This is a genomic window from Pseudoclavibacter sp. CFCC 11306 (genome assembly GCF_008831235.1).
Classification (GTDB): Bacteria; Actinomycetota; Actinomycetes; order Actinomycetales; family Microbacteriaceae; genus Pseudoclavibacter_A.
The window spans coordinates 17,721-43,914 of the sequence record NZ_WBKF01000001.1 but is presented as its reverse complement, the minus strand read 5'-3'; the positions used below and the strand labels follow the sequence as shown (position 1 = coordinate 43,914).

Sequence of the window (26,194 nt, the reverse complement as noted above, 5' to 3'; positions counted from 1 at the left end):
GCGGGCGAATCGACTAGGGTATGTGCATGCTCACTGACCCTCATCCGTCAGAGCCCACCGGCTCATCCCCCGCCGACAGCGATGCGACGTCGCCAGAAGACCACATCACGCTGCGCTTCATGGCCCTGCCTCAAGAGGTCTCGAAGACCGGCACCTCGATCGCCGAGGGCCGCGTCCTCGAATGGATCGATCGGGCCGGCTACGCCTGCGCCGTCGGATGGAGCTCGTCGTACTGCGTGACCGCGTACGTCGGCAACGTCCACTTCAACAGTCCGATCGCCCCGGGCAGCATCATCGCTGCCCACGCCCGCATCATCCACACCGGCCGCACCAGCATGCACGTGCTCGTGCGCGTCGAATCGGCCGACGTGCGCACTCGCGCCTACCAGCCGGCCTGCGACTGCATCCTGATCTTCGTCGCCGTCGACGAGAACGGCACGCCGGCGCAGGTTCCGCAGTGGAGCCCGCAGACCGACACCGAACGCCAGCTGCACGAGGCGGCCATCGAGCGCATCGAGCCCCGCCGCCGCATCCGCCAGTCGATGGCCTCGCAGGCCTACACCACTTACGGCACCGCACCAGAGACGGTCTTCCGCTTCTTGGCCGCGCCGCAGCATGCCAACTGGGGCGGCAAGACCCACGGTGGCACGGTGATGCGCTGGATCGGCGAAGCGGCGAACACCTGCGCCAGCAGCTGGGCCAAACACGACGTGGTCGGCGTCTACTCGGGCGGCATCCACTTCATCAACCCGATTCCGATCGGCAACATCGTCGAGATCCGCTCGCGCCTGCTGCTGACGACGCCGCACAGCATCCACGTCAGCACCCAGGTGCGCACGGCGGACCCGAAGCGGCCCAACGACCTGCGCCTGACAACTCGATGCATGACCGTGCTGGTCGTCGTCGGCGAAGACGGGCACGCCACCGACGTGCCACAGTGGGAGCCGGTCAGCGACGAGGATCGCCACCTGCGCTCACACGCTCGCGAGCTCATCCAGATGCGTCACGAGATGCATCCGGTGCCGCTCGAACTGCCCGGCATCTGATCGATCGGCCGCTGGCCGACCGACGCGCGACCTAGCCGAGCAGACCGGTCGACAGCAGCCAGGGGCCAGCCAGCTGCCAGCCGACGAACGCGCAGGTGTCGAGCAGAAAGTGGGCCGCCACCAGCGGGGCCACTCCGCCCCACCGTCGGGCCGCCCAGAGAAAGACCACGCCCATCACCGCGTTGCCGACGAACGGGCCGATGCCCTGATACAGGTGGTACGAGCCGCGCAGCAGGGCGGCTGCGACGAAGACGGCCGGCCATCCCCACGCGATCTCGCGCAGACGGATCGCCAGCCAGCCCGAGACGATGGTCTCTTCGAGCACGGCGGCCTCGACGGCTGCGAGCAGCAGCACCGGGATGCTCCACCAATGCGCATCGAGCGCTGCGGGGACGACGTTTGCGGTGAGCCCGAGCAGCCGCCCGACGGCGTAGAGCGCGAGGCCGGGCAGCCCGATCACCGCCGCCAGCAGACAGCCGCGGCCCCATGCGCGCCTGCTCCAGAGATCGTGCAGACCGAGTCTGGCCGCGCCTGCTGCGAAGCCGGCGCCAGTGAAGCCCACACCGGAGCATCGGTCGGCAGGCGCCGACGACCGAGCAGCCAGCAGCCACAGCACCAGGAGCACCGGCACCAGGCCGAAGCCGATCTGCGCCAGCTGGATCAGCAGATCGAGCCAGGGCTGCGACGCCTGACTGGCGTTCAGCGTGCTCGTCTGCGCGCCGAGGCCGCCCTCGGCCGTCAGCTTGCGCAGCAGCGAGAGCACGGCGAACACCGCCGACTGGCCGAGGGTAAGCCCGAGCACGATCCAGACCTCGGCGCGCACGCGCGGCCGGGCCCAGGCCGGCGTCACCTCGGTCTGCGGCCAGCGGAAGCTTTGGGTCATAGCAGCACCCTACTCGTCGGCGTCTCTGCGGTATCGTGGAACCCGTCGCCGGCAGAGAGGCAGTCATGATCACAGAGCGCGAGACGCATTCCGTCTTCTTCGTGTCGGACGGCACCGGCATCACGGCCGAGACCCTCGGCAACACGCTGCTGACGCAGTTCCCGAACGACAGCTTCATCCGCGCCACGATCCCGTTCGTGAACACCGTCGAATACGCGCGCACCGTGGTGCGCCACATCGACTCGCTCTCGAAGACGCAGCCCACTCCCCTCGTCTTCTCGACCGTGGTCTCAGACGAGATCCGTGAGGTGTTCACCGCCTCTGGGGCTCTGGTCATCGATCTGCTCGGCGAGGCGACCAAGCGTCTCGAGCAGACGCTGCACACTGAGGCCAGCCACTCCCCCGGCCGCGCGCACGGTCAGGGCGACCTCGAGCGATACAACGCCCGCATGCATGCCGTGGAGTTCGCGATCGAACACGACGACGGCCAGAGTCTTCGTGCGCTGGATCGCAGCGACATCATCCTCATCGCCCCGTCACGCTGCGGCAAGACGCCGACGACCATGTATCTGGCGCTTCAGCACGGCGTGCTGGTCGCCAACTACCCGCTTATCCACGAAGACTTCGGCTCGACCGAACTCCCGGCGCCGATCGCTCCCCTGGCCGACAAGTGCTTCGGGCTGCTCTCGACTCCCCAGCGGCTGAGCGAGGTGCGCTCGCAGCGCCGCCCCGACTCACGCTATGCATCGCTCGACCAGTGCCGCTACGAGCTGCGCAACGCCGAAGAGATGTACCGGCGTCACAACATTCCCTTCGTCAACTCGGCGAGCAAGTCGATCGAAGAGATGTCGTCTGTGATTCTGCACAGCATGAGCCTGCGCAAGTGACCTGTGCGACCGTGTCACCACGCGGAAACATATCGTGACTATACTTTTTTGCAGGGTGACGATGATGATCCATCGACACCACTACCTCTGAAGGAGACCAGTGTCAGAAAACGTCCTGTGGTTCACCGAGGCCGGCCTCGATGACATCGACAAAGTCGGCGGCAAGAACGCTTCGTTGGGTGAGCTGATTCAGAACCTCTCATCGGCAGGCGTCAACGTTCCCGAGGGTTTCGCCACGACCTCGGCTGCGTTCCACACCTTCCTCGACGAGTCGGGTGTGCGTGACTACATCTTCAAGACTCTTGCCGATCTCGATGCGGATGACGTGGTCGCCCTGGCTGCGGCCGGCAAAGACATCCGTGCGAAGGTTCGCGACACGCCGTTCCCCTCGGCACTCGAGGCCGACATCCGCAGCGCCTTCGACACGCTGACCGGATCATATGACGATCCCACCGCCGTCTCGTTCGCCGTGCGCTCTTCTGCCACTGCAGAGGATCTGCCCGACGCCTCGTTCGCCGGTCAGCAGGAGACCTTTCTGAACGTGCGTGGCATCGACCACATTCTGGCCGCCATCAAAGAGGTCTTCGCGTCGCTCTACAACGACCGCGCGATCGCCTACCGAGTGCACAACGACTACAGCCATGAAGACGTCGCGCTGTCGGCGGGCATCCAGCGAATGGTGCGCTCCGACATCGGCGCCTCCGGTGTGATGTTCACTCTCGACACTGAGTCAGGCTTCGACGACGCGGTGTTCATCACCAGCGCGTTCGGCCTCGGCGAAGGCGTCGTGCAGGGTGCCGTCAACCCCGACGAGTTCTACGTGTACAAGCCGGCGCTGCGTGCCGGCCGACCGGCCATTCTCAAGCGCTCTGTCGGCGGCAAGGCGCTGAAGATGATCTACACCGACGACCAGACCGTCGGCCGCAGCACCGAGTTCGTCGACGTCGCCGAGCCAGACCGTCTCAGGCTCAGCCTGACCGACGACGAGGTGCAGGAGCTGGCCCGGCATGCACTGGCCATCGAAGAGCACTATGGGCGCCCGATGGATATCGAGTGGGGCAAAGACGGGGTCGACGGCCGCATCTACGTGCTGCAGGCCCGGCCTGAGACGGTGCGCTCGCGCGACGACTCATCGGCGCTCGAGCGCTTCAGCATCGGCAAAGAGGGCAAGGGCGACGTGCTGATCGAGGGTCGCGCCATCGGTCAGCGCATCGGCGCCGGGCCGGTGCGCGTCATGCACTCGCTCGATCAGATGGTCGACTTCGTCGAGGGTGAAGTTCTCGTCGCAGACATCACCGACCCTGACTGGGAGCCGATCATGAAGCGCGCCAGCGCCATCGTGACGAACCGTGGCGGACGCACCTGCCACGCCGCGATCATCGCGCGCGAGCTCGGCATCCCCGCGGTCGTCGGCACCGGCGACGCCACGCACGCCCTCGCCGACGGCAGATCGGTCACCGTCTCCTGCGCCGAGGGCGAGACCGGATTCGTCTACGACGGCATCGCCGACTTCGAGCTCAAGCGCACAGAACTCGATCACATGCCTGAGATTCCGGTCAAGGTCATGATGAACGTCGGCACGCCTGATCAGGCCTTCAGCTTCGCGAAGCTGCCGAACGCCGGAGTCGGTCTCGCCCGACTCGAGTTCATCATCAACCGCCAGGTGGGCATCCACCCGCGTGCGCTGCTGGAGCTGGACGACCAGGAGCCCGCGCTCAAAGCCGAGATCGAGAAGCGCATCGCGGCGTACGAGAGCCCCACCGACTACTTCGTCAAACGCGTGGCCGAGGGCGTCTCGATGATCGCTGCGGCGTTCGCGCCCAAGCCCGTGGTCGTGCGCATGAGCGACTTCAAGTCGAACGAATACGCCAACCTGGTCGGCGGAGCGCGCTACGAGCCCCATGAAGAGAACCCGATGCTCGGCTGGCGCGGTGCCTCGCGCTATGTCTCGCCTGACTTCCGGGCCTGCTTCGAACTCGAGTGCCGGGCCATGAAGTTCGTGCGCGACGAGATCGGGCTCACCAATGTGAAGCTGATGGTGCCGTTCGTGCGCACGGTCGAAGAGGCCAGAAACGTCATCGAGCTGATGGAGCACAACGGGCTGAAGCGCGGCGAGAACGGCCTCGAGATCTACATGATGTGCGAGATTCCGAGCAATGCGCTGCTCGCCGATGAGTTCCTCGAGTACTTCGACGGCTTCTCGATCGGTTCGAACGACATGACGCAGCTGTCGCTCGGCCTCGACCGTGACTCGTCACTGGTCGCCGACGAGTTCGACGAGCGCAACCCGGCGGTCAAGAAGCTGCTGGCAATGGCGATCGAGCACTGCAACGCAGCCGGCAAGTACGTCGGCATCTGCGGTCAGGGGCCGAGCGACCACCCGGATCTCGCCGAGTGGCTGCTTGATCAGCACATCGTCTCGATGTCGCTGAACCCCGATACGGTCGTCGACACGTGGCTGCGTCTGGCCGAGCACCAGAAGTGATCATGTGCCCGGTGTCGTGCTGAGCGTCAGGCTCGTCACGACACCGGAGCAGAAGGGCCGGCGCACGAAGTGCGCCGGCCCTTCTGCATCTGTGCGGGACGTCTGTTCGATCAGCTGTTCCACAGACCGAACGACGCGGCGAGGCGGCTGATCTTCTTCGCACGAGACAGTCGGGGCAGGTAGCTGCCGTCAGCTCCCCCATCGCCCTGTGCGTCTTTGTCGAGCAGGTCGCGCGCCCAAGCGATCTCAGACTGCGTGGGTGCGAGGTGATCGTTGATCTGGGCCGTCTGCTGCGGCTTGAGCACCAGCTTGCCGGTCATGCCCATCTCGGCCGTGACCTGGCAGGCCGCCGTGATCACGGCGGGGTCGTCGCTGAGCACAGGCCCGTCGATGGGCCCGGGCAGCTCGCCGACGCGCGAAGCCACCACAAGACGTGAGCGTGCGTACGCGAGCGCCAAGGCGGTGTTGCCCGCCCCGGTGTCTCGCCGAAAGTCGCCCACGCCGAAGGCCAGCCGAAAGGTTCCCGGGGCCTTTGCGATGAACGGCGCGTTCTCGACGCCCAGGCCGCTCTCGAGCAGCGCCACCACCGGTGTGCCCGGGTTGAGACCCTGCCCGGTGAGTGCGACCTGCTCAGCGGTCTCGGTCTTGGCAAGCATGACGCCGCGCAGCCCCTCGGCGCCACGCAGCGCGTCGAGGTCACGGTGCCACAGCTCGCTGCCTGCCGGGTTGATGCGCACCCACGCGCTCATCCCGTTGTTCAGTGCGTCGGCTGCCAGTGCGCGAGCGGCGTCTTTGCCCTCGTCTGGAATGCCGTCTTCGATGTCGAAGACGACGGAGTCTGCCTCACTCGCCAGCGCGTCGAGCAGCGACTGCTCGTCATGTGGCGGCGCGAGAAGCCAGCTTCGCGAGAGTTTGGCCGGAAGATTTGCCGCACGTTCGTTTCGAATGCCCATACCAGCCATGCTAGTCATGCGCCGACGTCTTGGCGTGTCTCACCGAGTTCCGACGCAACGACATATACGACTCGGAGCATACGCGTCTCGATTCGCCGGCTCAGGCGCTGACCGACCCGTGCACAATCGGAATCTCGCTCGTCACCACGGGGATCGACGTCGTGAGCAGCGTGCCGTCCTCACGCCGGAAGCCCTCGAGCTGATCGATGTCCGGTTCGCCCTCGATGATCGGCCCCTGGCCGTCGAGTACCACCGAAACCGGCTCACCGGCTCGCACCACGAAACGCTGTGCCCGCACCCAGAAGGTCAGCTGCGTTCCCTCCTCGACCTCGGCGAAGAACGTGTCTCGCGTGACGGTGAAGCGCACCCGTGTGCCGGCCTGCGCCAGCGGGAACGAGAGCTCCTGCCAGCCTGCGGGCAGCCGAGGGTCGAAGCGCAGCACGCCGCCGACGTCGCGCAGACCGCCGAAGCCGCTGACGATGGTGCTCCAGATGCCTCCGGCGGATGCGATGTGGGCGCCGTCCTCCGTGTTGCGGTGCAGGTTGTCGAGGTCGGTGAACAGCGAGCACATGAAGTGGTCGTAGGCGAGCTCCTGGTAGCCGACCTCGGCGGCGACGATCGACTGCACGCCTGCAGAGAGTGTGGAGTCTCCGGTGGTCAGCGGCTCGTAGTACTCGAAGTCTGCGCGCTTCTCGGCGTCGCTGAACAGATCGCTGCGCAGGTAGAGGGCGAGTACGACGTCTGCCTGTTTGACCACCTGGAACCGATAGATCACCAGCGGATGAAAGTGCAGCAGCAGCGGTCGCTGCTCGGGCGGGGTGTTCTCGACGTCCCAGATCTCGCGATTGAGAAACTGCTCGTCTTGAGGGTGGATGCCGAAGTGCTCGTCGAAGGGCAGCTCCATACGATCGGCGATCAGCTCCCAACGGCGGATCTCGTCGTCGGTGACGCCGAGACGTTCGCGGGCGCGCAGCGCGTCGTCAGGGCGCAGCTGGGAGATCTGCTCAAGGGCGCTCACTGCATAGCGCAGATTGAACTGCGCCATGGCGTTCGTGAACAGGTTGTTGTTGACGACGGTGGTGTACTCGTCAGGCCCTGTGACGCCATGGATGTTGAAGCTGCGCTCTCCGTTCTTCCCTCGCCAGAACCCCAGCGAAGCCCACATGCGCGCGGTCTCGACCACCACGTCGATCGCCTCGCGTGCGAGAAACTCGTAGTCGCTCGTCGCCCCCATGTACTTCGCGATTGCATAGGTGATGTCCGCATCGAGGTGATACTGCGCGGTGCCGGCGGCGTAGTAGGCCGATGACTCCTCGCCGTTGATGGTGCGCCACGGAAAGAGCGCCCCTTCGACGCCGAGCTGCTCGGCACGCTGTCGGGCCTGTGGCAGCATCTGCACGCGAAAGCGCAGGGCGTTGCGGGCGACGTCAGGGTTGGTGTACGAGAGAAACGGCAGCACGAACACCTCCGTGTCCCAGAAGTAATGGCCGCTGTATCCCGATCCGGTGAGGCCTTTTGCCGGCACACCCCACCCTTCGGCACGTGCAGAGGCCTGAATGAGCTGGAAGAGATTCCAGCGCACCGCCTGCTGGATCACCGGCTGCCCAGGAATGCGCACGTCTGACCGCTCCCAGAACGCGTCGAGCCAGCGTCGCTGCTGCCGACGCAGCCCGTCGGCCCCGTACTCGTGCGCCCGTGACAGGCTGCGCACGCAGCGATCGACGAGCTCCTGCACGGGATACCCGTTCGACGTGTGATACGTCACGAGCTTGGTCACCGTCGTGGGCACTCCCTCGCGCGCATCCACCTCGAACACGTTGCGGGCGAGGTCGTCGGTGATGGTGTGCGAGCTTCGATACGCGTTGCGCGTCTCGATGAGGTGATCGGCTGCCACCGCGATCGTCTGGCCTGATTCCGCCACGCGGTAGCCGAGCACGCTGCGCTGATCGTTCTGCATGCGATAGCGCGGCAGGAACACTCGGTGCTCGAACTGCTTCGCCTTGCGCGGCTCGATCCCTTTGCCCAGCGCATGCTGACGTACGCCGAAGTCGTCTTCGCCATCCTGCCGATTCATGATCTGACACGAGATCGCGATGGGGGCATCCCCTTCGAGCATCGTCACCGTGAGCGTCAGCAGCGCCAGGTGACGCTGCGTGAACGAGACCAGACGCGACGATGTGATGCGCACTCGTTTGCCGGCCGGGGTTCGCCAGACCAGATCGCGAGTGAGCTGCCCGGTGCGAAAGTCAAGGCGACGGTGGTAGTCGACGATCTCGGCCTTGTCCGGTATGAACGGCTCATCGTCGACGTAGACGCGAATCGGCCGCGCGTCGGGAGCGTTGATCATGCTCTGCCCGACCTTGGCGAATCCGAAGGCCTCTTCGGCATGCCGAATCTCCCAGGTCTCGTGCAGCCCGCTCACATAGGTGCCCTGCTCGTAGCTGGAGCGCCCCTCTGAGAAGTTGCCGCGAAAGCCGATGTATCCGTTCGACACGGCGAACAGCGTCTCGGTGATGCCTATGTCGTCGACGTTGAAGCGATCTTCGCGCAGGCCCCACTCGTCGATGCGAAATCGCGTTCGGTCGATGTCGGTCGGGCTCCACTCGCGCCCCAACGCGAGACGTCCGGATGTCGTCATGCGTGCTTCCTCTCGCCCGTTTCACTCTGTTCTGCGGATGACTCGGCTGGTGTGGGCAGTTCGTCATCGGCCTCGATGAGCTCGGCGAGATCGGTGACGACCACGTCCGCGCCGTGCTCGCGAAGCGCGGCGGCACCGGCTCCGCGGTCGACGCCGACCACGAGGCCGAACCCGCCGGCACGCCCCGAGGCCACTCCCGAGAGCGCATCCTCGACGACGACGGCATGACGCGGATCGACCTGCAGACGACGTGCGGCCTCGAGGTACGTGTCGGGGGCGGGCTTGCCGGCGAGCCCGTGCTCAGCCGCGTAGGCGCCGTCGACGATCACCGGAAAACGCTGCAGCAGCCCCGCGGCCTCGAGCACACGTCGGGCGTTGCGCGAGCTGGAGACCACGGCGACGGGAGTGCCCCGGCGCTGCAACGCGTCGAGCAGTGCCCTCGACCCCGGATAGGCTTCGACGCCGTCACGGGCGAGCACCTCGGTGAAGAGCTCGTTCTTGAGATTGCCCAGTGCGCAGACCGTGCTGAACCCCGGAGCGTCGGTTGGCGCACCCTCGTCGAGGGTCACCCCTCGTGAGGCGAGCACCGCCGCCACCCCGGCATAGCGTGGGCGCCCGTCGACGAACCGAAGATAGTCGTCTGTCGTGTAGGTGCGTTCGACGCCGAGGTGTGCGAACGCGCGCTCGAAGAGCTGACTCCAGGCACGCTCGTGCACCAGCGCCGTCGGCGTCAGCACGCCGTCAAGGTCGAAGAGCACTGCCTGACACTGTTGATTGGTCGTCACCCTGTCAAGACTAGCGACGTCGCGAGCTCGTTGTGTCGCCGATCATTTCACTCAATGGTTACACCCGTGTCTTCGGCTGTGCACAGTGGGCAAAGTACTTTGGGGCGAAAGCACGCGCTCGTCGGCAGTCCCCAACCGCACTGACCGCTTCTCTCGTTCCATCCGCAGTCTGACCGCCTGATCTCCGTCAGGGGGCGCCCCGCATCCAGTGGGCGTCTTCTTGTGGCCGCTGAATCGACGATGACCCCGCGTGAGCCTCTGCTCCCGGCGATCCGTCGACAGGCTCCCGGCACCTGCCGCTCTTCGGCTGACAGGCGCCGCGCTCTCATCTGATTCCAGCCTTTGATCCTGCCGTGGAGGCGTCCATTATGTCCCCTTCCAGACTGCTGTTCGCACGTCTCATCGCCGTTCTCGTCGCGGGATTCGGCACCGCATACATCGTCTGGCGGTGGTCGGAGACCATCGCCTGGTCTGCTGCATGGCTCGCAGTTCCGCTGGTGGTCGCCGAGACCTACTACCTCTCGGAGTCGCTGCTCTACGCGCTGACGATTTGGAATGCCAGAAAACGTCCACGTCCGCCTGCCGCTCCCCCGGGGCGCACCGTCGACGTGTTCATCACGACGTACGACGAGCCGCTCGGGCTCGTTCTGCGCACGGCGATCGCCGCCAAGAAGATTCGATACCCGCATCACACCTGGATTCTGGACGACGGGGACCGCCCCGAGTTCCGTCTGGCTGCGCGACGCATCGGTGTCGGATACATCACGCGAGGCCCGGAGTGGCAGGGCCGGCCCCGTCTCGCCAAGGCCGGCAACATCAACAACGCCCTGTTTCGCACAGATGGAGAGTTCTTCGCCGTGCTCGACGCCGATCAGGTGCCTGAGCCCTCGTTCCTGGACGCCGTGCTCGGGTATTTCACCGACGACCGCGTCGCCTTCGTGCAGACTCCCCAAGAGTTCTGGAACATCGGGCGGCGCGACCCGCTCGGCAGCAGAGCCGAGCTCTTCTACGGCCCGATCCAGCAGGGCAAGGATGGCTGGGACGCCGCCTTCTTCTGCGGCTCCAACGCGGTGCTGCGTCGCGAAGCGGTGATGGCTCTGGGGCTCAAGCGCATTCCCTCACGCGCCCGGGTGCGCATCCACCGGCATCTGCGTCGGTCCCGGCATCGGCTGACGGCGCTTCGCAGGTCGGTGCGGGCCACCGACCAGGCTGCCGCATATGTGCTCGCAGACGTGCTGTCTGCGATCGATGAGGCTGCCGGCTCACTTCGGCGGGCACAGCCGTTGGCGGCCGTCGTGCTGCGATTCCGTGCTCGTCTGCGCACGGCGTGCAGCATGGAGGTCATTCTTCCCCTCGAGGTGGCTGAGGCGATCGAGGCCGTGCAGCAGCGCATGACCGTCACACGCAGCGATGCTGCGCTCGCCGTGCAGCCGGTGCGCACCACCTCGATCACCGAGGATATGGCGACGGCCATGCATCTGCATGCACTCGGCTGGTCCAGCGTCTTCCACGACGAGGTGTTGGTGCGCGGGCTGGCGCCCGAGCATATTCGCGACGCTCTCGCCCAACGGCACCGCTGGGCGACCGGCACGATGCAGGTGTTCTTCACGCAGAATCCGCTGGTCGTGCGCGGGCTGTCGATCGGGCAGCGGCTCATGTATCTCGCCACCATGACCAGCTACCTCAGCGGCTTCGCTGCGGTGGCTCTGTTGAGCGCTCCGATCGTGTTTCTCACCCTCGGCATCGCACCGATGGAGGCGAGTGCGATCGATTTCGCCGTGCGCTTCATGCCGCTCTTCGTGCTCTGCCAGCTGCTGTTCATCGTCACAGGCTGGCGTCGGCGAGGGCTGTGGCGAGGTCAGCAGATGTCGATCGCGCTCTTCCCCACCTGGATGCGCGCCTCGCTCGACGGCGTGCTCTCTGCCCTCATCGGCCGTCCGGTGCAGTTCGCCGTCACTCCCAAGTCGGCCGACGGAGCCGCTCGCGGTGGATTCCGCGTGGTCATGCCGCAGCTGGTGGCGCTGTCGCTGCTGCTCGTAGCGGGTCTGATCGGCGGGGTTCGCCTGATCATCGGAGCAACCGATCTTCAGGCGTCGCTGCTGGCCTTCGGCTGGACGGCTCTGGACGTCGTTCTGCTCTCGGTCGTGGTTCCGGCGGCGATCTATCGCGGGCCGAATCCGGATGCCGTGCGAGAGCCCTCGCCTCCTGAGGACGCACTGTTCGCCGATCTGGTGGCCGCGGCGGCGAGCAGGCAGGACGCGGCCGCAGCGACCCGAGACGCAAGTGTCTCAGAAACTGCGACAGCGCTGTGCGGGCCGATCTCGGACCGAGCCGATGCGGTGGTCTTCACTCCGGATGCGATGACACTCGATTCTCGTGCCGCCCTGCGGCTGCGCAATGAGGTCGCCGGGTTCCTGAGCGAAGACCGTCTGGTGCTCATCGACGTCTCCGGGGTTCGGAAGGTCACGCCAGCGGGGCTCGCGGGAATGCTGCAGCTGCTGCATCTCGTCCGGGCCGAGGGAGCAGACCTGCGCCTGTTCGGGCTGTCGGCGGCCATGCACAGTGCGCACGAGGCCTACCGGCTCGATCTGCTGACGCCGATACATCGGCAGGAGGCTGACGCTCTGCGATGGAACCCTGCGCCGGCAGTCGCTCAGCCGCGGGGGCGCCGTCGACAGCCGTCTCTCACCGCACGACACGCGAGCACACGGAGGAACGATGTCAGATGAGTGCGGCGGCGGCCGACCGACGCATTCAGGCGAGTTCGCTGAGCGCCTGCCGAAACGCCGCAGCGCTCTCGGGGCTGGAGTCGATGCGCCAGTCTCGTTCTTTGTCCATCTGGAACCAGATGATCCCCAAGAGTCGCTCCTGTCTCGCGCTCAGCCGCATCAGCGAGTCGATCCACGCGGCTTTGCGCCGGGTGGCGCTGGTGTCCTCTGCGGAACCCGTCTCCGAGATCAGCAGCGGCGCCGTCGTCTCCAAGGCTCTCAGCTCGTCGAGCGACGCCCCGAACAGCTCCGCAGGCTCGGTCCAGTGGTGCCCCTCGCCGTCGCCCCAGTTGTACCCGCTCACCCCGATGAGGTCGACGGTCTCGGCACCGGGAAAGGTGTCGGAAATCGGGGTCGTCACGCCGCTCACCTTGACGTTCGGCGACCAGAGCATCTGCACGTTGTCTGCTCTGTGCTCGGCCAGTATCCGATCGAGCCGGTGCCAGACCCGCACATACTCTTCGGCGGTGTTGCCGTTGACGCCGACAGCCCACGGATACCAGTTCGCGTTCATCTCGTGGCCAAAACGCAGGATGATCGGCGCCTCGACGGCCGCCAGCGCCTGCGCCCAGCGGTGCAGAGCGACGTCGTGGTCTCCGGCGGCCAGCGTGCGCAGTGCGTACGACGGCTGATCGACGCCTGCCCCGGGCTGCCAGGGTTCCAGCGCCACGACCGGGGTGGCTCCAGTGGCGAGGTCTGCACGGATGCCGTCGACCGGCACCGGATCGTCCAGCGCTGCGAATCGCATGAGGTAGTCAGGCGTGTCACCGGCCGCTTCGGTCACGTGTGCATAGTCGCTCGACTCCTGCCCGTCGTGCGGCAGGAAGACGCCCCAAGTCAGATCGTGCCGAGCACTGGTCGGTGCGGTCTCCGACTGCCCGCGCTCTGCCGGTGCACCCTTGGGCGATGCGGCACATCCCATCGCCATCACGGCGACCGCCATCACGCCGGCGGCTGCAGACAGCACAGACTGACGTCGACCTTTTCCAGTCTTCCTGTTGCTCGGCATTCCGGGCCTCCTGACCGCCGCATCCGATTGCATTGGAGTCTGACATGAACACCTCTGAGAATCGACCCCGCAGACTTGGTCGAACACGCGCATCCGTGGTCGTTCCTGTCGTCTTGATGGCGCTGTCCGCCACAGGAATCACTCTGGGAATGCGGCAGGCGCTTCCGCCCGAGCCCACTGCGGCTCAGTGCGCGATCACTGATAGAGACCTGCTCGACAGCACCGATGACGGCGTGCTGCTGGGCGTGAACCTCGATTGGGAGGCCAAGTCATTGGCCGAGCACGGCGAGTCGCTGTCGCATGACCCCGCAGTCGTCGTTCAGTTCACAGATATTCCCTATGATGACGAGACGTGGCAGCATACCGTCGAGGCGGCCGCCCAGGTCAGAGCGACCGGCGGGGCGCTGCTTCTCACCTTGGAACCGCACGGCGGGCTCACCACGCTCAGCGAACCAGTCGTCGACAAGCTGGTCGCCGACCTCGCTTCACTCAATGCGTCAGGCGTGCCGGTGATCGTCAGGCTGGCCCATGAGATGAACGGCTCCTGGTACGCCTGGGGCCAGCAGCCGACGGCGTACCGTGAGGTCTTTCGGCGCGTCGCCGAGGCCGTCTACGACGGTGCGCCCGGAAGCTCGATGATGTGGGCTCCGAACTACGGCGGCGGCTATCCCTTCGTCGGCGGCCAGTTCGCCGCGGTTCCGGGCAGTGTCGATCACCACCTTCTCGACACTGACGGCGACGGCACGATCACCATGCATGACGACCCGTATGCCCCCTACTATCCGGGCGATGACGTCGTCGACTGGGCGGGAGTCTCGCTTTATCACTGGGGCAATCAGCGCCCTTGGGGCGACAACGACCCGCTGATCGAGAGAACGAAGTTCACCGATATGCTCACCGGCACGTATCAGGGCACAGCTGGCGACGACTCGGCTCTGCCAGATTTCTACGCGGTCTACGGCGAGCAGCACGGCAAGCCCATCGGCATTCCCGAGACGGCAGCCATCTACACGCCGTCACGTGGCGGAGCCGACGAGCTGACGGTCAAGCAGGCGTGGTGGAACCAGGTGTTCGACGACTCCGTGCATGAGCAGTATCCACAGATCCGCATGATCAACTGGTTCGAGTGGCGCAAGTTCGAGATCGAGATCAACGACACCGTCGACTGGCGGGCTGCGGGGGCCGATGAGACGCGGGATGCGTTCCTTGCTGATCTGCCCGACTGGCTGCTGTACTCGTCTGCGCTCGGCACCTGCCGCGCTGGCCGGTGATCGGCGCCCGAACCGAAGCACCTCGGCCGGTGAAGAGCCGTGTGGCTCACCACGCACAGGATGAGCGCCGCCCCGAGCGTTCACCGCACTCGCAAAGAGATCCTGCACGGGCACGCCCGCAGATGAGGAAGGGGCCGGCACCGCATTAAGCGGGCCGGCCCCTTCCAGCTGCAGCTGGGAAGCCTCACGCCGAGAGCGTGCGGTCAGACTCCTGCTGACCTTGGCGCCTGAGGTTCGTCCTGTGACTCAGGCAGCCGGATCAGATCTCCACGGCCTCGGCGAGCGTGATCGCCTGACCGATGCCCGCCATCACCGCAGCGATGCGCAGCGTCTCGAAGACCTGCTCACGAGAGATGCCCTCGCGACGCACGGTCGCCTCATGAGCGTCGAGGCACTGCTCGCACCCGTTGATCGCCGATACGGCAAGCGACCAGAGTTCGAAGTCGGCCTTGTCGACGCCTCCTGCAGACCCGATGATGTTCATGCGCAGGCCCGCACGCAGATCGTCATAGGTGCCGTGCAGAAAGTGACGGGCACGGTAGAACACGTTGTTCATGCCCATGATCGAGGCCGCACCGAGCGCCGCTTTCAGCGCCGTCTCGTCGAGATGCTCTTTGGCTTCGCCGACGACCTCGACGATGACCGACTCGACTCTCGTCGCCGCAGCCGTGGCCGCCATCGCGCCCCAGAGCTGCTGCTCGGTCAGCGTCGAATCGCGCAGCAGCGTGCCGATGTTGAGTTTGAGGTCTTTGGCGTAGTCCGGCAGTGCGCTCTTCAGGTTCTCGATGGTCATCAGCGCACCAGTTCGTGGAACGCGTCGATGGTGGCTGCGCCCTTCTGCCAGTTGCAGGCGCAGAGTTCGTCAGACTGCAGCGCGTCGAGCTGACGCAGCACCTCGTCGGTGTTGCGCCCGACCGAGCCTGCGTCGACCATGACGAACTGCACCGTGTTGTTCGGGTCGATGATGAAGGTGGCGCGGTCGGCCACACCGTCTTTGTTGAGCACACCGGTAGCTGTGACCAGCTCGCGCTTGATGTCGCTGGCCATCACGAACGGCAGATCGCGCAGGTCTTCGTGCGAACGACGCCATGCGTAGTGCGTGTACTCGTTGTCGACCGAAGCGCCGATGACGACGGTGTCCCGATCCGCGAAGTCATCGTGCAGCTTGCCGAAGGCCGCGATCTCCGTCGGGCAGACGAACGTGAAGTCCTTCGGCCAGAAGAAGACGACACGCCACTTGCCGGGGTTGTCCTTCGACGAGACCGTCGTGAAGAAGTCTTCCGGCTTGTTCGCCTCGACCTTGCTCAGATCACCGGGCACCACACCCGTGAGCTCGTAATCGGGAAACTGATCGCCGATCGTCAGTACAGACATTCCGTGTTCCTCCATCTCTGCGGCACGGCATCACTCTGCACGACGCCGCGCCAAGGCGGCCCGATTGGGTCGTCGACTTATTTTGTCTGACTCAAATATACCGCATCTGTCGGAGAGTGACGACACGAACACGACGGGCATACGGTGCACGGCTTCCGATCTGAGCCTGCGAGTGCAGCCGTCATGACGCTGGACGAGCTCACGCGCCACAGGATCAGACCTCGTGCATGGCGAGCGTGCGTACCACGGCCTCTCCGGCCTCGTCCGAGGCGTCGAGATCGACCTCAGCGGTGATCTGCCAGTCGTGGTTTTCCTCCGGGTCTTCGAGCCGCTGCCGCACCGTCCACACTCGGGGGTTCGTCTCATCGATCTCGAGCAGGCGAGGGCTGCGTGCCTTGGCGTCGAAGCCGATCGCATCGTACTGCTCACGATATCGGTCGAGCGCCTGCTGCCAGCCGGCAGTGTCCAGGCCACCGTGCTCGGCATCCGCCGCCGCCAGATCATCGACACGCCAGAAAGCAGCAAGCTGCACTCGCCGGAACATCTCGTTGCGCACCAGCACGATGAAACCGCGACGGTTGTCGGTGAGTCGCGGCGGGTTGGCCGGAAGAGTCCCGGGGCGCAGTGACTGCTCGGCATCGCGGGCGAGCTGCTCGGCATCGGGATGCGCGAGCTGCTCCCATTCATCGATCAGGCTGGAGTCGACCTGCCGCACCAGCACACCGAGCCATTCGATGATCGTCGTGAGCGCCTCGTCTTTCCTGCCCTCGGGCACGGTGTGCGACAGCGCGCGGAACGCATCCGAGAGATAGCGCAGCACGACCCCCTCGGAGCGCTGCAGATCGTAGAAGCCAATGACGTCGCGAAAGTCCATCGCCCGCTCGAACATGTCGCGCACCACCGACTTCGGCCGAAGCTCTTCGTCGGCAGCCCACGGCACCGACTGCAGGTACTGGTCGAAAGCCGCGCTCAGCAGCTCGTCGAGCGGCTTGGGCCATTCGATCTGCTCGATGATCTCCATGCGCTCGTCGTACTCGACGCCCTCGGCCTTCAGCTCGGCGATCGCCGCGCCGCGCGCCTTCTTCTGCTGCGCGACCAGCACGACTCGGGGGTTCTCGAGAGTGGCCTCGATGATCGAGACCACGTCGAGCGCATAGGTCTCGCTCTCGGGGTCGAGCAGCTCGAGCGCCGCCAGAGCGAACGGCGACAGCGGCTGGTCGAGCGCGACCTGCTCGCCCACTCCGTCGGCGAGACGAATCACCAGGCGCCCATCGTCGAAGCGCTTCTGCTCGACGACGCCCGCAGCGCGCAGGGTTCGATAGATCTGCAGGGCGCGTCGGGCCAGGGCGTACTTGTTCTCGAGCGGCTCGGCGCTGTCGAAGATGAGCGATCGCACCCGGGCGAAGACATCGCCGCCGAAAGCGATCGCGTTGAGCAGGATGCCATGGGTGATGCGCATCTGCGAGCGCAGGGGCTCCGGTTGGGCCGCGATCAGCTTCTGAAAGCTGGGCTCGCCCCAGCTCACCATGCCCGCAGGCGCCTTCTTGCGCATGACTTTGCGGCGCTTCTTCGGGTCGTCGGCGTACTTCTTCGAGATCTTCGCATTCTCGATCTCGTGCTCGGGGGCCTGCGCGATGACGTCGCCCTCGGTGTCGAATCCGGCCCGCCCGGCACGGCCTGCGATCTGGTGGAACTCACGAGCCGTGAGATGACGCTGACGCACCCCGTCGAACTTGGTGAGACCGGTGAACAGCACGGTGTGAATGGGCACGTTGATGCCGACGCCCAATGTGTCTGTGCCACAGATGACGGCGAGCAGCCCCTGTTGCGACAGCTGCTCGACCAGCCGCCGATAGCGCGGCAGCATGCCCGCATGGTGCACGCCGATGCCAGCGCGCACCAGCCGCGACAGCGTCTTGCCGAATCCTGTGGTGAAGCGGAAGTCCCCGAGCGCCTCTTTGATGCGGTCACGACGCTCACGGCCGACCAGGCCGGCGTTGACCAGCCCCTGCGCGGTCTCGATCGCCGCCGCCTGTGCGAAGTGCACGACGTAGATCGGTTCGCGACGCGAATGCATCAGCTCTTCGGCGAGCTCGTGCAGCGGCGTCAGCGAGTATTCGAAGTGCAGCGGCACCGGCCGCTCGGCGTCGTCGACGAGGGCGACTGGGCGATCGGTGCGGCGGGCCAGGTCGGCTCGCAGCCCACTCACGTCGCCGAGAGTGGCCGACATCAGCAGAAAGCGCGCATCGGCGAGCAGCAGCAGCGGAACCTGCCAGGCCCATCCGCGTTCGCTGTCGCCGTAGTAGTGGAACTCGTCCATCACGACGGTGTCGAGACCCGCCCGGTCGCCGTCGCGCAGTGCCTGGTTGGCCACGATCTCGGCCGTGCAGCAGATCACGTCGGCGTCGCTGTTCACTGCGGAGTCACCGGTGAGCATGCCGACGCGATCTGCGCCGAAGATCTCGATCATGTCGAAGAACTTCTCGCTGACCAGGGCCTTGATCGGGGCGGTGTAGGCGGCCCGTCCGCCACGCCACAGCGCGAGGAAGATCGCTCCGATGGCGACCAGCGACTTGCCCGAGCCGGTCGGCGTGGCGAGAATCACATGTGCGTCACCGGCAAGCTCGAGCACGGCCTCCTGCTGATGCTCATAGGGCTCGATGCCTCGTGCGCTCACCCAGTCGAAGAACTGCTCGAATGCGGCGTCCAGATCGTCGCGATCGCGATCGGGCGTCAGCCGTTCAGCCAGCGACGGCGCCGTCGGCCCGTCGGCGTCACCGCCGTTCGCGCGTGCAACGTCATCGCGCTGCACATCGTCGAAAGCGGCATCGGTGTCAGAAGTCTGGTCAGCCATCACGTTCAGTCTAGGGGTGGCCGCCGACGGCCAGTAGACTGACGCCATGAGCGACCTGAACCAGCACCCCAGTGACCGGAGTCAGTATCTGCAGCCGGCGCCCGACGGCTATGTCGTTCGAGATTCGGGTGACGCCTGGGTCACCGGGCCTGACGGCAGCAGATATTGGGGGCGGTTCGGGGCGGCCGGACTGCTCGCCCATGACACCGACCGCGGCGTCCTCATGCAGCACCGAGTCGAGTGGAGTCACTTCGGCGGCACCTGGGGAATTCCCGGCGGCGCTCGCCGCGAGGGCGAGACCGCTCTGCAGGCCGCCCTGCGCGAAGCCGGCGAGGAGGCCGGAGTGCCGAGCGACGCGATCGACCCCATCACCGAGCACCGATACGACTTGGGCTTCTGGTCGTACGTCACCGTGCTCGCCCGCGTCACACGGCCGTTCGACGCGGTGCGCTCCGATGCAGAGAGCCTCGAGGTCGCCTGGATCCCGCTGACGCAGGTCGCCCGTCTCGAGCTGCATCCCGGGTTCGCCAAGGCCTGGCCCGACCTGCAGCGCACGCTGCTCGAGCATCAGATCTGAGCAGAACCGCTACAGGACGATGTGCTCCGCCCACGTCAGTTCGGCGGCGTCTCGAACGCCAGCCGCAGCGAAGGCGGCGTCGTCAGAGAACTCTGCGACCGACGCATCCGCCGGCACCTTGAGCCGACGCAGGGCCTGTCGTGCGACGGCCTCGGCGCTGTCGAGCAGCACCGTTCCAGGCGGCAGCGCAGCGGCGATCACGTCGGCGACCAACGGGTAGTGCGTGCAGCCCAGAACCACGGCCGGCACTCGGGGCGTGCGCGAGACGGCGTCCCGAACAGCCGCCTCGATGCGGTCGGCGTCTGCGTGCTCGATCGCATCGGCGAGGCCATGGCTGCCGACGATGTCGACCTGCTTCGTACCGGCGAACACCTGCACCAGGTCGGCGAGGTAGTCGCTGTGCGCAGTCGTCTCAGTCGCCCAGACCGCGAAGTGGTCGAATCGCTGGGCGGCCGGCTTCACTGCGGGCACGGTCGCGATGATGGGGATGCGCGGCTCGAACTGGTCGCGCAGCGGCTCCCGTGCCACGATGCTCGCGGTGTTGCAGGCCAGCGCGATGCCCTGGGCTCCGGCGTCTCGGGCCCGACGGGCCATGGCGAAGACGCGTTCGACGACGTCTCCGGGGTCGCGTTCGCCCCACGGCGAACCGGCCGGGTCGGTCATCAGCAGCACACGCAGGTCGGGGGCCAGACGATGGATCCACTGTGCGGTGGGCAGCAGCCCCTTTCCGGAGTCGATCAGCGCAACGCATTTCTCGGTAGACACGCTATGCATTCTACGCCGCGGCGCTTCGACGCCTGCGCGGATTGCACGCAGGCGCACGTCGCACACTAGGCTTGACACATGCGCCTTGGGGTTCTTGACGTCGGATCGAACACCGTTCACATGGTCGTGGTGGATGCCCACCCCGGCGCAAACCCGTCACCGTACTCGACGCATAAGTCCGTACTGCGTCTGATGCGGTATCTGACGGCAGACGGTTCGATCAGCGATGAGGGCGTCGACCATCTCGTGACCTCGATCGGACAGGCCGTCGCGAGCGCGCGAGCAGAGAAGGTGCAAGACCTCGTGGCCATCGCGACGTCGGCGGTGCGCGAGGCGACCAACGGCCCCGCAGTGCTCGAACACATCGAGAACGAGACCGGCGTGCACCTGCGGGTACTCGACGGAGAGGACGAGGCACGACTGACGTTTCTGGCGGTACGCCGCTGGTTCGGCTGGTCGTCGGGCACGATCATGCTCATCGACATCGGCGGCGGGTCGCTCGAGATGGCGATCGGCCCCTCGGAGTATCCGATCTCGGCACGTTCGGTGCCGCTCGGCGCAGGTCGCAGCACGATCGGCTATCTGCATGACGACCCTCCGACCAAAGATCAGATTCGTCGGTTGCGTCGCCATGCCTTCGAGCTGGTGTCCGACGCGGCAGACGTGTTCGCCGAGATGCCACGCCCAGACCACGTGGTCGGCAGCTCGAAGACCATCCGATCCCTCGCAAGACTGGCCGGCGAGACGCACACGCACGGCAACATCTCGTCACAGTGGCTGAAGCGCAGCGATCTCAAGAAGTGGCTGCCGAAGCTCGCCGAGCTGCCTGCCGATCAGCGACAGAGTCTGCGCGGCATCACCGCTGACCGGGCCTTCCAAATCGTCGGCGGCGGCATCGTCCTGCATCAGACCATGAAGGCGCTCGATGTGGACGAGCTGCAGGTGAGCCCCTGGGCGCTGCGCGAAGGTGTGATTCTGCGCTACCTCGACTCGCTGGAGCAGGGCGGGTCAGATCTCTGATCTGCCGAACGAGATGCTGAGAGCCTCGTGCGCTCTGCGTGCACGAGGCTCTCAGCTCTGCGATGGCCGGTCACGGCCGTCAGATCGACGTCAGTTCGCCGCACCCTGCCAGAGCACATCGAACGGGGCGTTCGACTCGACGCGCCCCTTGATGCCTGCGGTCACGAAGTCCTTCGCACGATGTGCGGCTTCGAGCGGGCTGTCCCCGAGAGCAAGGCCAGCCGTCACAGCGGCCGCGAGAGAGCATCCGGCGCCGGCCACCACATGCTCGCCGACTTTGGGCACGCGGAGCACCTCGAGCGTGGTGCCGTCGTAGAACACGTCGATCGCGTCGGGACCGGGAATGCGGACGCCTCCCTTGGCGAGCACAGCCGCTCCGCTCTTGTCGTAGATGCGCTTGGCCGCCTCGACGAGGTCCTGCTCGCCGTCGATGCGGGCCATGCCCGAGAGCTGTTCGCTCTCGAAGTGGTTCGGGGTGACGAACGTGGCGAGAGGCAGCACCTTCTCGGTCAGCGCGGTGTCGGTGTCAAGCGCGGCGCCGGGCTCCTGCCCCTTGCAGATCAGCACGGGATCGAGCACGACGTTCTGGTACGAGCGCTCAGTCAGCGCGGCGGCCACACGGTCGATGGTCGGTGTGGTGCCCAGCATGCCGACCTTCACGGTCTTCAGCTGATCAGGGCCGTACGCTGCGGTGATCGCCTCGATCTGATCGCTGATCACCTGCGGCTCGACCGGCACGAACCGGTGGCTCCAGTTGTTCTTGGGGTCGAACGAGACGATGCAGGTCAGTGCGATGGAGCCGAAGACTCCGAGCTGCTGAAAGGTCTTCAGGTCGGCCTGGGCTCCGGCGCCTCCGGTGGCCTCAGAGCCCGCGATGGTCATGGCGAATGCAGGTGTCGATGGCATGCAGAGTATTCTACGCGCGACACGCATGGTCGATGTTCACATCAGCCGACGGTCGGTGACGACGCCGCGCACCCGACCCGCGGTGACCTGCACCAGGTGGGCGAGTGCGGCATCCGTCTCTGCGACAGGCACGCCCAATCGCAGGGTCACCGACGCTTCCCAGACAGCACCGATCTGTGCCCAGCCGCGCTGACGAGCCGCGCGCTGCACAATGGCCGCATCGTGGTGGGTGGCAGCAACCTCGATGACCGCGCACTCGCGCACTTCGCGCAGCGACGCCCGGTCGATCGCGGCTGTGGCGGCCTCTCGGTATGCACGGGCGAGGCCGCCCGTGCCGAGCAGTATCCCGCCGAAATACCGGGTCACCACACAGACGACGTGCCCGAGACCAGCGCTCTGCAGCGCGTCGAGAATCGGGCGGCCGGCGGTGCCCGACGGCTCGCCATCGTCATTGGTGCGCAGAATGTCGGCGCGTTCGCCGACGATGAAGGCGCTGCAGTGGTGTCTGGCCTGTGGATGCGCCGAGCGCGCCTGCGCGATGGATGCCCGAGCCTCCGTCTCGCTCTCGACCGAGACGAGCCTGCTGAGAAAGCGCGAGCGCTGCACCAGAATCTCACCATCGACCGGCAGTGACGGGGTCAGGAAATGCGTCATGTGGCGATGATACCGCCGGGTCTGAGACGCCAAGAGAAAGAGAGGGCCGCCTGCTGACATGCAGCGAAGCGGCCCAATCGGCTCCCCCCGGATTGTGCACGCCAAGCGCTCACAGCCGATACCTCGAGATTAGCAAGCAGGTCTTCGTCAGCCGAACAGGTTGCCGAGAATAGATACCAAAGTATGCATACAGACGCGCTGGCCGTGCGCTTGGCGTCAGAACAGCGGGATCACCACGCGCAGACTCCAGCGTTTTCCGTCCGCAGTCGCTGAGAGTTCCCCGCCGAGCGTCTCGACTCGGGCAGAGAGTCGGTCGAGCCCCAGATGCGTCGACTCGTCAAGGTCATCGTCGACGATGCCGATGGAGTTCGTAAGCAGACCCGTGACAGAGGCCCCCTGACGCACGATGTCCATGGTCACCGTCGGTGCAGGGCCGGCGTGCCTGACGATGTTGGTCGTCGCCTCTCGTATCACGCGCACCAGTGTGCTGGCCACTGCCGGCGGAAGACTCTTGAGGCCTTCCGTCCGGCTGTTCACAGTGGCTCCGATCGACTCCAGCTCGACCTGCGCGGTGCGCGCAGCTGCTGCGACGTCGGTTCCCAACGGCTGATCATCGACGAGTTCGTCGGTTCGAACGGTGTTCAGCAGCCTGCGGATGTCGGCGAGCGACCGTGTGGCGCTGCCTTTGATCACGGCCAGTGACTCGCGATTCACCTCGGGATCGTCCATGGCCTCCATGACCCGCGCATGCATGGCTATGAGCGTCACGTCATGGGCGAGGATGTCATGCAGCTCCGAGGTGATGCGCTCGCGCTCCGCAGCGACAGCCTGCACTCGCTCCGTTTCGTTGCGGGACGCAGCGTCTGCAAGCTCGACCGAGCGAAAATAGGCTCGCTTGGCGCCGACGCCGATCAACGCCGAGACCAGGGCGATGAAGGCCAGTGCGAATGGTCCCAGGCTCGTGAGTGTTCCCGCCTGTGCGTTGGCGATGACGCCCGCGGCGGTGATCACCGCCACATGTGTCCAGAGACACCACCGCGGGCAGGCGTAGACGACGAGCCCGATCGTGGCGGCAGCGAAGAGCAGATACCCGCCCGGAGACAGCATGACTGCCTGCGCGAAGACCAGTGCCGCCAGCGATATCGCGGCGGCGACCGGCGCCAGAGCGAACAGCGGGAGCATCAGCACCATCGCCAGTTCGAGGAGCAGCTGCTGCCAGGAGGTCGTCGAGTCAGAGACGAAGCTGATGCTCTCCAAGACGATGACGCCCGCAGCGATGACCACCAGGGCGAGACTTCCCCACCGCGGCAGACGCGCGTTCGGCTGGTCTGTCTGCGATCGAAAGACCTGATGGTTCGAAGAGCTCACACCACCATTGTCGCCCAAGGCGCATAAAACGGCTGCTTACTGACAGATCTTGAGATACCTGCACAAGTCATCGAGAAAACCCTGCACAGACAACGACAATGCCCACATAAGCCCCCCTCGAGCCTGTCTGACGACGAATGGACATGACGATACACCGCGGGCCCGAGCACTGATACATACCAAAGTACTGACTTGGCAGAGGCCTGCACTCGTTGAACGTACGATGATCTCGTGAATCAGATCCGCGTGGCCGTCGTCGACGACGAAGCACTCGTGCGGCATGCTCTTCGCATGTTCATCGGGCTGGACTCCTCGCTCACCCTCGTCGCCGAGGGAGCCACCGGCCTCGACGCCATCGCGCTGGCCAAACGCCACATGCCCGACGTCATCCTGATGGACACCCAGATGCCTCAGATGTCGGGCATCGACGCCACCAGGGCGATCACCCGTCTGCCCGTGGTCATGCGAGTGCTGATGCTGACGACGTTCTCGTCAGACCGACACGTCATCCCCGCCCTGCGCGCCGGGGCGTCTGGCTACTTGGTGAAAGACACCGAACCGCGCGACATCATCCGCGCTGTGCACGAGGTGTACGAAGGCCGACCGGTGCTCTCTCCCTCGATCTCGCAGGAACTCGTCGCCAAGGTCGCTTCGGCCCCTGACCCTCGCGACGACGTGGCTCGCGAACCGCTGACCGCGCGCGAACTCGATATCGTGAGGCTCATCGCGCAGGGCAGGAGCAACGCTGAGATCGCTCACGAACTGCATCTGGCTGAGCCAACCGTCAAGGCGGCGATCGGACGCATCCTGCGCAAATGGAGTGTGCGCGATCGCGTGCAGGCCCTGATCTACGCAGTGTCGAACGGGATCGTCGACCTGTCGTAGCCGGCCCCTCAGCACACATGGGGCACCGGCGCAGATTGCGCTCGGCGCTGCCAGCCGGGCGGAGCTCTACTCGGCGGCAGTCACCGCGTCTTCTGCGTCAGCTGCGACCAGCTCCTGCTTCGCCTTGCGGTCGAACTCCGCCGACTCAGGCTGCTCAAGCGCCTGTTTCAGCATCTTGAGCGCGCCTTCTTTGGTCTTCGCCGCACCGATGAACCCCACTTTGTGCGTGAACACGACGTCGGGCACCCCAGTCAGTTCGGCGAGGTGCGCTTGATCAGCACCGCGCCAGGCTTCAGGCAGCAGCACGCGAGATTCGAAGCTCGCAGAGTCGACCTGCACGGTCTTGATAGCCCAGTCGCCGTTGGCATTGGGAAAGACCACGAACTGCAGCAGAGGCTGCTTGCTCGCGATGCCGCCGTGCGGCACGAACTGGTCGAGTACGACGTAGCGCGGATCAGGAGTCTGGTCGTAGGCACGGGAGAAGTAGCGCTTGCCCTCGATGGCGTCACGAGATTTGAGCAGCAGACGTTTGAGCAGCTGTGTGGCGACCTTGACTGCGACCATGAACTGCTCGTCGAAGTCCTCTTCGCCGACCAGTGTGACCGGGTTGAACCAGCCCAGCACCTCGCTGATCTCGATGGGGCGCGCCCGAAAGTCGTTCAGGGCGTAGAGGTCCTGTCCGTTGTCGCCCGCATCGATGCACTGCACCAGGCTGCGGTCGATGCGCTTCCAGACGTCTTCGTCCCCGTCGCAGAACTCCATGCCGTAGTGCTGCCAGAGCAGCCCGAATGCCGAGTAGAGAATGCCGTTGTCACGTGCGCCGGAGGTCTTCTGGTGATGGTCGAAGCGCAGTTTCTTTGGGTCGTAGACGCCGCCCACGTCGAGCACGATGTCTGCGCTGTCGAGCACCTTCGGATCTCGCGAGCGCACCACCGTGGCGTCTGGGTAGAGCTGAAGAAGCAGTGTGACGCCGAAGACGTCGTCTGCGTGGAATTTGCCGTTGTGCGTTGCGATGATCACGCCGTACATTCTACGCACTCGTCCGTCAGCGCCACCCGATGGCGTG

The 26,194-nt window shown here is 65.7% G+C and carries 21 protein-coding genes; 8 read left to right on the top strand and 13 right to left on the bottom strand.

Going from position 1 to position 26,194, the window contains the following annotated elements:
- Positions 1-26: 26 nt before the first annotated feature.
- Positions 27-1,046, top strand: coding sequence for an acyl-CoA thioesterase (locus tag F8O09_RS00190; protein WP_158038152.1), 1,020 nt, complete (start codon positions 27-29; stop codon positions 1,044-1,046).
- 31 nt (positions 1,047-1,077) lie between these two features.
- Here the strand turns inward: F8O09_RS00190 and F8O09_RS00185 are convergent, their stop codons facing one another.
- Positions 1,078-1,929, bottom strand: a complete 852-nt coding sequence (locus F8O09_RS00185) for a CPBP family intramembrane glutamic endopeptidase (protein ID WP_158053534.1) — start codon at positions 1,927-1,929, stop codon at positions 1,078-1,080.
- Positions 1,930-1,994: 65 nt separating this feature from the next.
- Between F8O09_RS00185 and F8O09_RS00180 the strand changes: the two genes are divergently transcribed.
- Positions 1,995-2,816: a pyruvate, water dikinase regulatory protein gene (locus F8O09_RS00180; protein WP_158031676.1), complete on the top strand. Its 822-nt coding sequence runs from the start codon at positions 1,995-1,997 to the stop codon at positions 2,814-2,816.
- Between the two features lie 100 nt (positions 2,817-2,916).
- Positions 2,917-5,301: a phosphoenolpyruvate synthase gene (ppsA, locus tag F8O09_RS00175; RefSeq protein ID WP_158053533.1), complete on the top strand. Its 2,385-nt coding sequence runs from the start codon at positions 2,917-2,919 to the stop codon at positions 5,299-5,301.
- Between the two features lie 110 nt (positions 5,302-5,411).
- On the opposite strand, the gene F8O09_RS00170 is transcribed toward ppsA, so the two are convergent.
- From F8O09_RS00170 to F8O09_RS00160, 3 genes are all read right to left on the bottom strand, one after another.
- Entirely contained in the window at positions 5,412-6,254 is an 843-nt protein-coding gene (locus F8O09_RS00170; protein ID WP_192496718.1) for an HpcH/HpaI aldolase/citrate lyase family protein, read from the bottom strand.
- A 100-nt stretch (positions 6,255-6,354) separates the two neighbouring features.
- A complete protein-coding gene (locus tag F8O09_RS00165; protein WP_158053532.1) occupies positions 6,355-8,892 on the bottom strand; it encodes a glycoside hydrolase family 65 protein in 2,538 nt (845 codons plus the stop codon).
- On the bottom strand, positions 8,889-9,677 hold the full coding sequence (locus F8O09_RS00160) for an HAD family hydrolase (protein WP_158053531.1): 789 nt from the start codon (positions 9,675-9,677) through the stop codon (positions 8,889-8,891). Before F8O09_RS00160 ends, F8O09_RS00165 begins: the two co-directional genes overlap by 4 nt.
- 368 nt (positions 9,678-10,045) lie before the next feature.
- Between F8O09_RS00160 and F8O09_RS00155 the strand changes: the two genes are divergently transcribed.
- The gene (locus F8O09_RS00155) at positions 10,046-12,406 is read left to right on the top strand and encodes a glycosyltransferase family 2 protein (protein WP_158053530.1); all 2,361 of its coding nucleotides are present in this window, start codon (positions 10,046-10,048) and stop codon (positions 12,404-12,406) included.
- Between the two features lie 25 nt (positions 12,407-12,431).
- On the opposite strand, the gene F8O09_RS00150 is transcribed toward F8O09_RS00155, so the two are convergent.
- On the bottom strand, positions 12,432-13,454 hold the full coding sequence (locus F8O09_RS00150; protein WP_192497497.1) for a glycoside hydrolase family 26 protein: 1,023 nt from the start codon (positions 13,452-13,454) through the stop codon (positions 12,432-12,434).
- Between the two features lie 44 nt (positions 13,455-13,498).
- On the opposite strand from F8O09_RS00150, the gene F8O09_RS00145 reads away from it, so the two are divergent.
- Complete coding sequence (locus F8O09_RS00145) at positions 13,499-14,725, top strand: glycoside hydrolase family 26 protein (protein ID WP_158053528.1); 1,227 nt, start codon at positions 13,499-13,501, stop codon at positions 14,723-14,725.
- A gap of 259 nt (positions 14,726-14,984) precedes the next feature.
- Here F8O09_RS00145 and F8O09_RS00140 read toward each other — a convergent pair whose 3' ends face one another.
- From F8O09_RS00140 to F8O09_RS00130, 3 genes are all read right to left on the bottom strand, one after another.
- Positions 14,985-15,518, bottom strand: coding sequence for a carboxymuconolactone decarboxylase family protein (locus F8O09_RS00140; protein WP_158053527.1), 534 nt, complete (start codon positions 15,516-15,518; stop codon positions 14,985-14,987).
- Positions 15,518-16,099, bottom strand: a complete 582-nt coding sequence (locus tag F8O09_RS00135; RefSeq protein ID WP_158053526.1) for a peroxiredoxin — start codon at positions 16,097-16,099, stop codon at positions 15,518-15,520. Before F8O09_RS00135 ends, F8O09_RS00140 begins: the two co-directional genes overlap by 1 nt.
- Before the next feature lie 214 nt (positions 16,100-16,313).
- Positions 16,314-18,953: a DEAD/DEAH box helicase gene (locus F8O09_RS00130; RefSeq protein WP_158053525.1), complete on the bottom strand. Its 2,640-nt coding sequence runs from the start codon at positions 18,951-18,953 to the stop codon at positions 16,314-16,316.
- 46 nt (positions 18,954-18,999) lie between these two features.
- On the opposite strand from F8O09_RS00130, the gene F8O09_RS00125 reads away from it, so the two are divergent.
- Positions 19,000-19,530 carry an NUDIX domain-containing protein gene (locus tag F8O09_RS00125; RefSeq protein ID WP_158031686.1) on the top strand — a complete coding sequence of 177 codons (531 nt, stop codon included), beginning with the start codon at positions 19,000-19,002 and terminating at the stop codon, positions 19,528-19,530.
- 9 nt (positions 19,531-19,539) lie between these two features.
- Here F8O09_RS00125 and F8O09_RS00120 read toward each other — a convergent pair whose 3' ends face one another.
- Entirely contained in the window at positions 19,540-20,295 is a 756-nt protein-coding gene (locus tag F8O09_RS00120) for a glutamate racemase (protein ID WP_192496720.1), read from the bottom strand.
- A gap of 78 nt (positions 20,296-20,373) precedes the next feature.
- Here F8O09_RS00120 and F8O09_RS00115 point away from each other — a divergent pair, with 78 nt between their 5' ends.
- Positions 20,374-21,315 (top strand): Ppx/GppA phosphatase family protein, encoded by a 942-nt coding sequence (locus tag F8O09_RS00115; protein WP_158053524.1) that lies wholly within the window; start codon positions 20,374-20,376, stop codon positions 21,313-21,315.
- A gap of 90 nt (positions 21,316-21,405) precedes the next feature.
- On the opposite strand, the gene F8O09_RS00110 is transcribed toward F8O09_RS00115, so the two are convergent.
- The 3 genes from F8O09_RS00110 to F8O09_RS00100 all read right to left on the bottom strand — a co-directional run bounded on the left by F8O09_RS00110 (position 21,406) and on the right by F8O09_RS00100 (position 24,243).
- Positions 21,406-22,221: a hydroxymethylpyrimidine/phosphomethylpyrimidine kinase gene (locus tag F8O09_RS00110; protein WP_225732777.1), complete on the bottom strand. Its 816-nt coding sequence runs from the start codon at positions 22,219-22,221 to the stop codon at positions 21,406-21,408.
- A gap of 36 nt (positions 22,222-22,257) precedes the next feature.
- On the bottom strand, positions 22,258-22,875 hold the full coding sequence (locus tag F8O09_RS00105) for an IMPACT family protein (protein ID WP_158053523.1): 618 nt from the start codon (positions 22,873-22,875) through the stop codon (positions 22,258-22,260).
- A gap of 216 nt (positions 22,876-23,091) precedes the next feature.
- Positions 23,092-24,243 (bottom strand): sensor histidine kinase, encoded by a 1,152-nt coding sequence (locus tag F8O09_RS00100; RefSeq protein ID WP_158053522.1) that lies wholly within the window; start codon positions 24,241-24,243, stop codon positions 23,092-23,094.
- Between the two features lie 231 nt (positions 24,244-24,474).
- On the opposite strand from F8O09_RS00100, the gene F8O09_RS00095 reads away from it, so the two are divergent.
- Complete coding sequence (locus F8O09_RS00095) at positions 24,475-25,128, top strand: response regulator (RefSeq protein ID WP_225732776.1); 654 nt, start codon at positions 24,475-24,477, stop codon at positions 25,126-25,128.
- A 66-nt stretch (positions 25,129-25,194) separates the two neighbouring features.
- Here F8O09_RS00095 and F8O09_RS00090 read toward each other — a convergent pair whose 3' ends face one another.
- Positions 25,195-26,148 carry an MYG1 family protein gene (locus F8O09_RS00090; RefSeq protein ID WP_158053521.1) on the bottom strand — a complete coding sequence of 318 codons (954 nt, stop codon included), beginning with the start codon at positions 26,146-26,148 and terminating at the stop codon, positions 25,195-25,197.
- Positions 26,149-26,194 lie beyond the last annotated feature (46 nt).

Coding starts and splice junctions, on each gene's coding strand:
- F8O09_RS00125 (WP_158031686.1), top strand. CDS start 19,000: ATGAGCGACCTGAACCAGCACCCCAGTGACCGGAGTCAGTATCTGCAG.
- F8O09_RS00110 (WP_225732777.1), bottom strand. CDS start 22,221: ATGCCATCGACACCTGCATTCGCCATGACCATCGCGGGCTCTGAGGCC.
- F8O09_RS00190 (WP_158038152.1), top strand. CDS start 27: ATGCTCACTGACCCTCATCCGTCAGAGCCCACCGGCTCATCCCCCGCC.
- F8O09_RS00170 (WP_192496718.1), bottom strand. CDS start 6,254: ATGGGCATTCGAAACGAACGTGCGGCAAATCTTCCGGCCAAACTCTCG.
- F8O09_RS00155 (WP_158053530.1), top strand. CDS start 10,046: ATGTCCCCTTCCAGACTGCTGTTCGCACGTCTCATCGCCGTTCTCGTC.
- F8O09_RS00135 (WP_158053526.1), bottom strand. CDS start 16,099: ATGTCTGTACTGACGATCGGCGATCAGTTTCCCGATTACGAGCTCACG.
- F8O09_RS00115 (WP_158053524.1), top strand. CDS start 20,374: ATGCGCCTTGGGGTTCTTGACGTCGGATCGAACACCGTTCACATGGTC.
- F8O09_RS00165 (WP_158053532.1), bottom strand. CDS start 8,892: ATGACGACATCCGGACGTCTCGCGTTGGGGCGCGAGTGGAGCCCGACC.
- F8O09_RS00130 (WP_158053525.1), bottom strand. CDS start 18,953: ATGGCTGACCAGACTTCTGACACCGATGCCGCTTTCGACGATGTGCAG.
- F8O09_RS00180 (WP_158031676.1), top strand. CDS start 1,995: ATGATCACAGAGCGCGAGACGCATTCCGTCTTCTTCGTGTCGGACGGC.
- F8O09_RS00150 (WP_192497497.1), bottom strand. CDS start 13,454: ATGCCGAGCAACAGGAAGACTGGAAAAGGTCGACGTCAGTCTGTGCTG.
- F8O09_RS00145 (WP_158053528.1), top strand. CDS start 13,499: ATGAACACCTCTGAGAATCGACCCCGCAGACTTGGTCGAACACGCGCA.
- F8O09_RS00140 (WP_158053527.1), bottom strand. CDS start 15,518: ATGACCATCGAGAACCTGAAGAGCGCACTGCCGGACTACGCCAAAGAC.
- F8O09_RS00105 (WP_158053523.1), bottom strand. CDS start 22,875: ATGACGCATTTCCTGACCCCGTCACTGCCGGTCGATGGTGAGATTCTG.
- F8O09_RS00185 (WP_158053534.1), bottom strand. CDS start 1,929: ATGACCCAAAGCTTCCGCTGGCCGCAGACCGAGGTGACGCCGGCCTGG.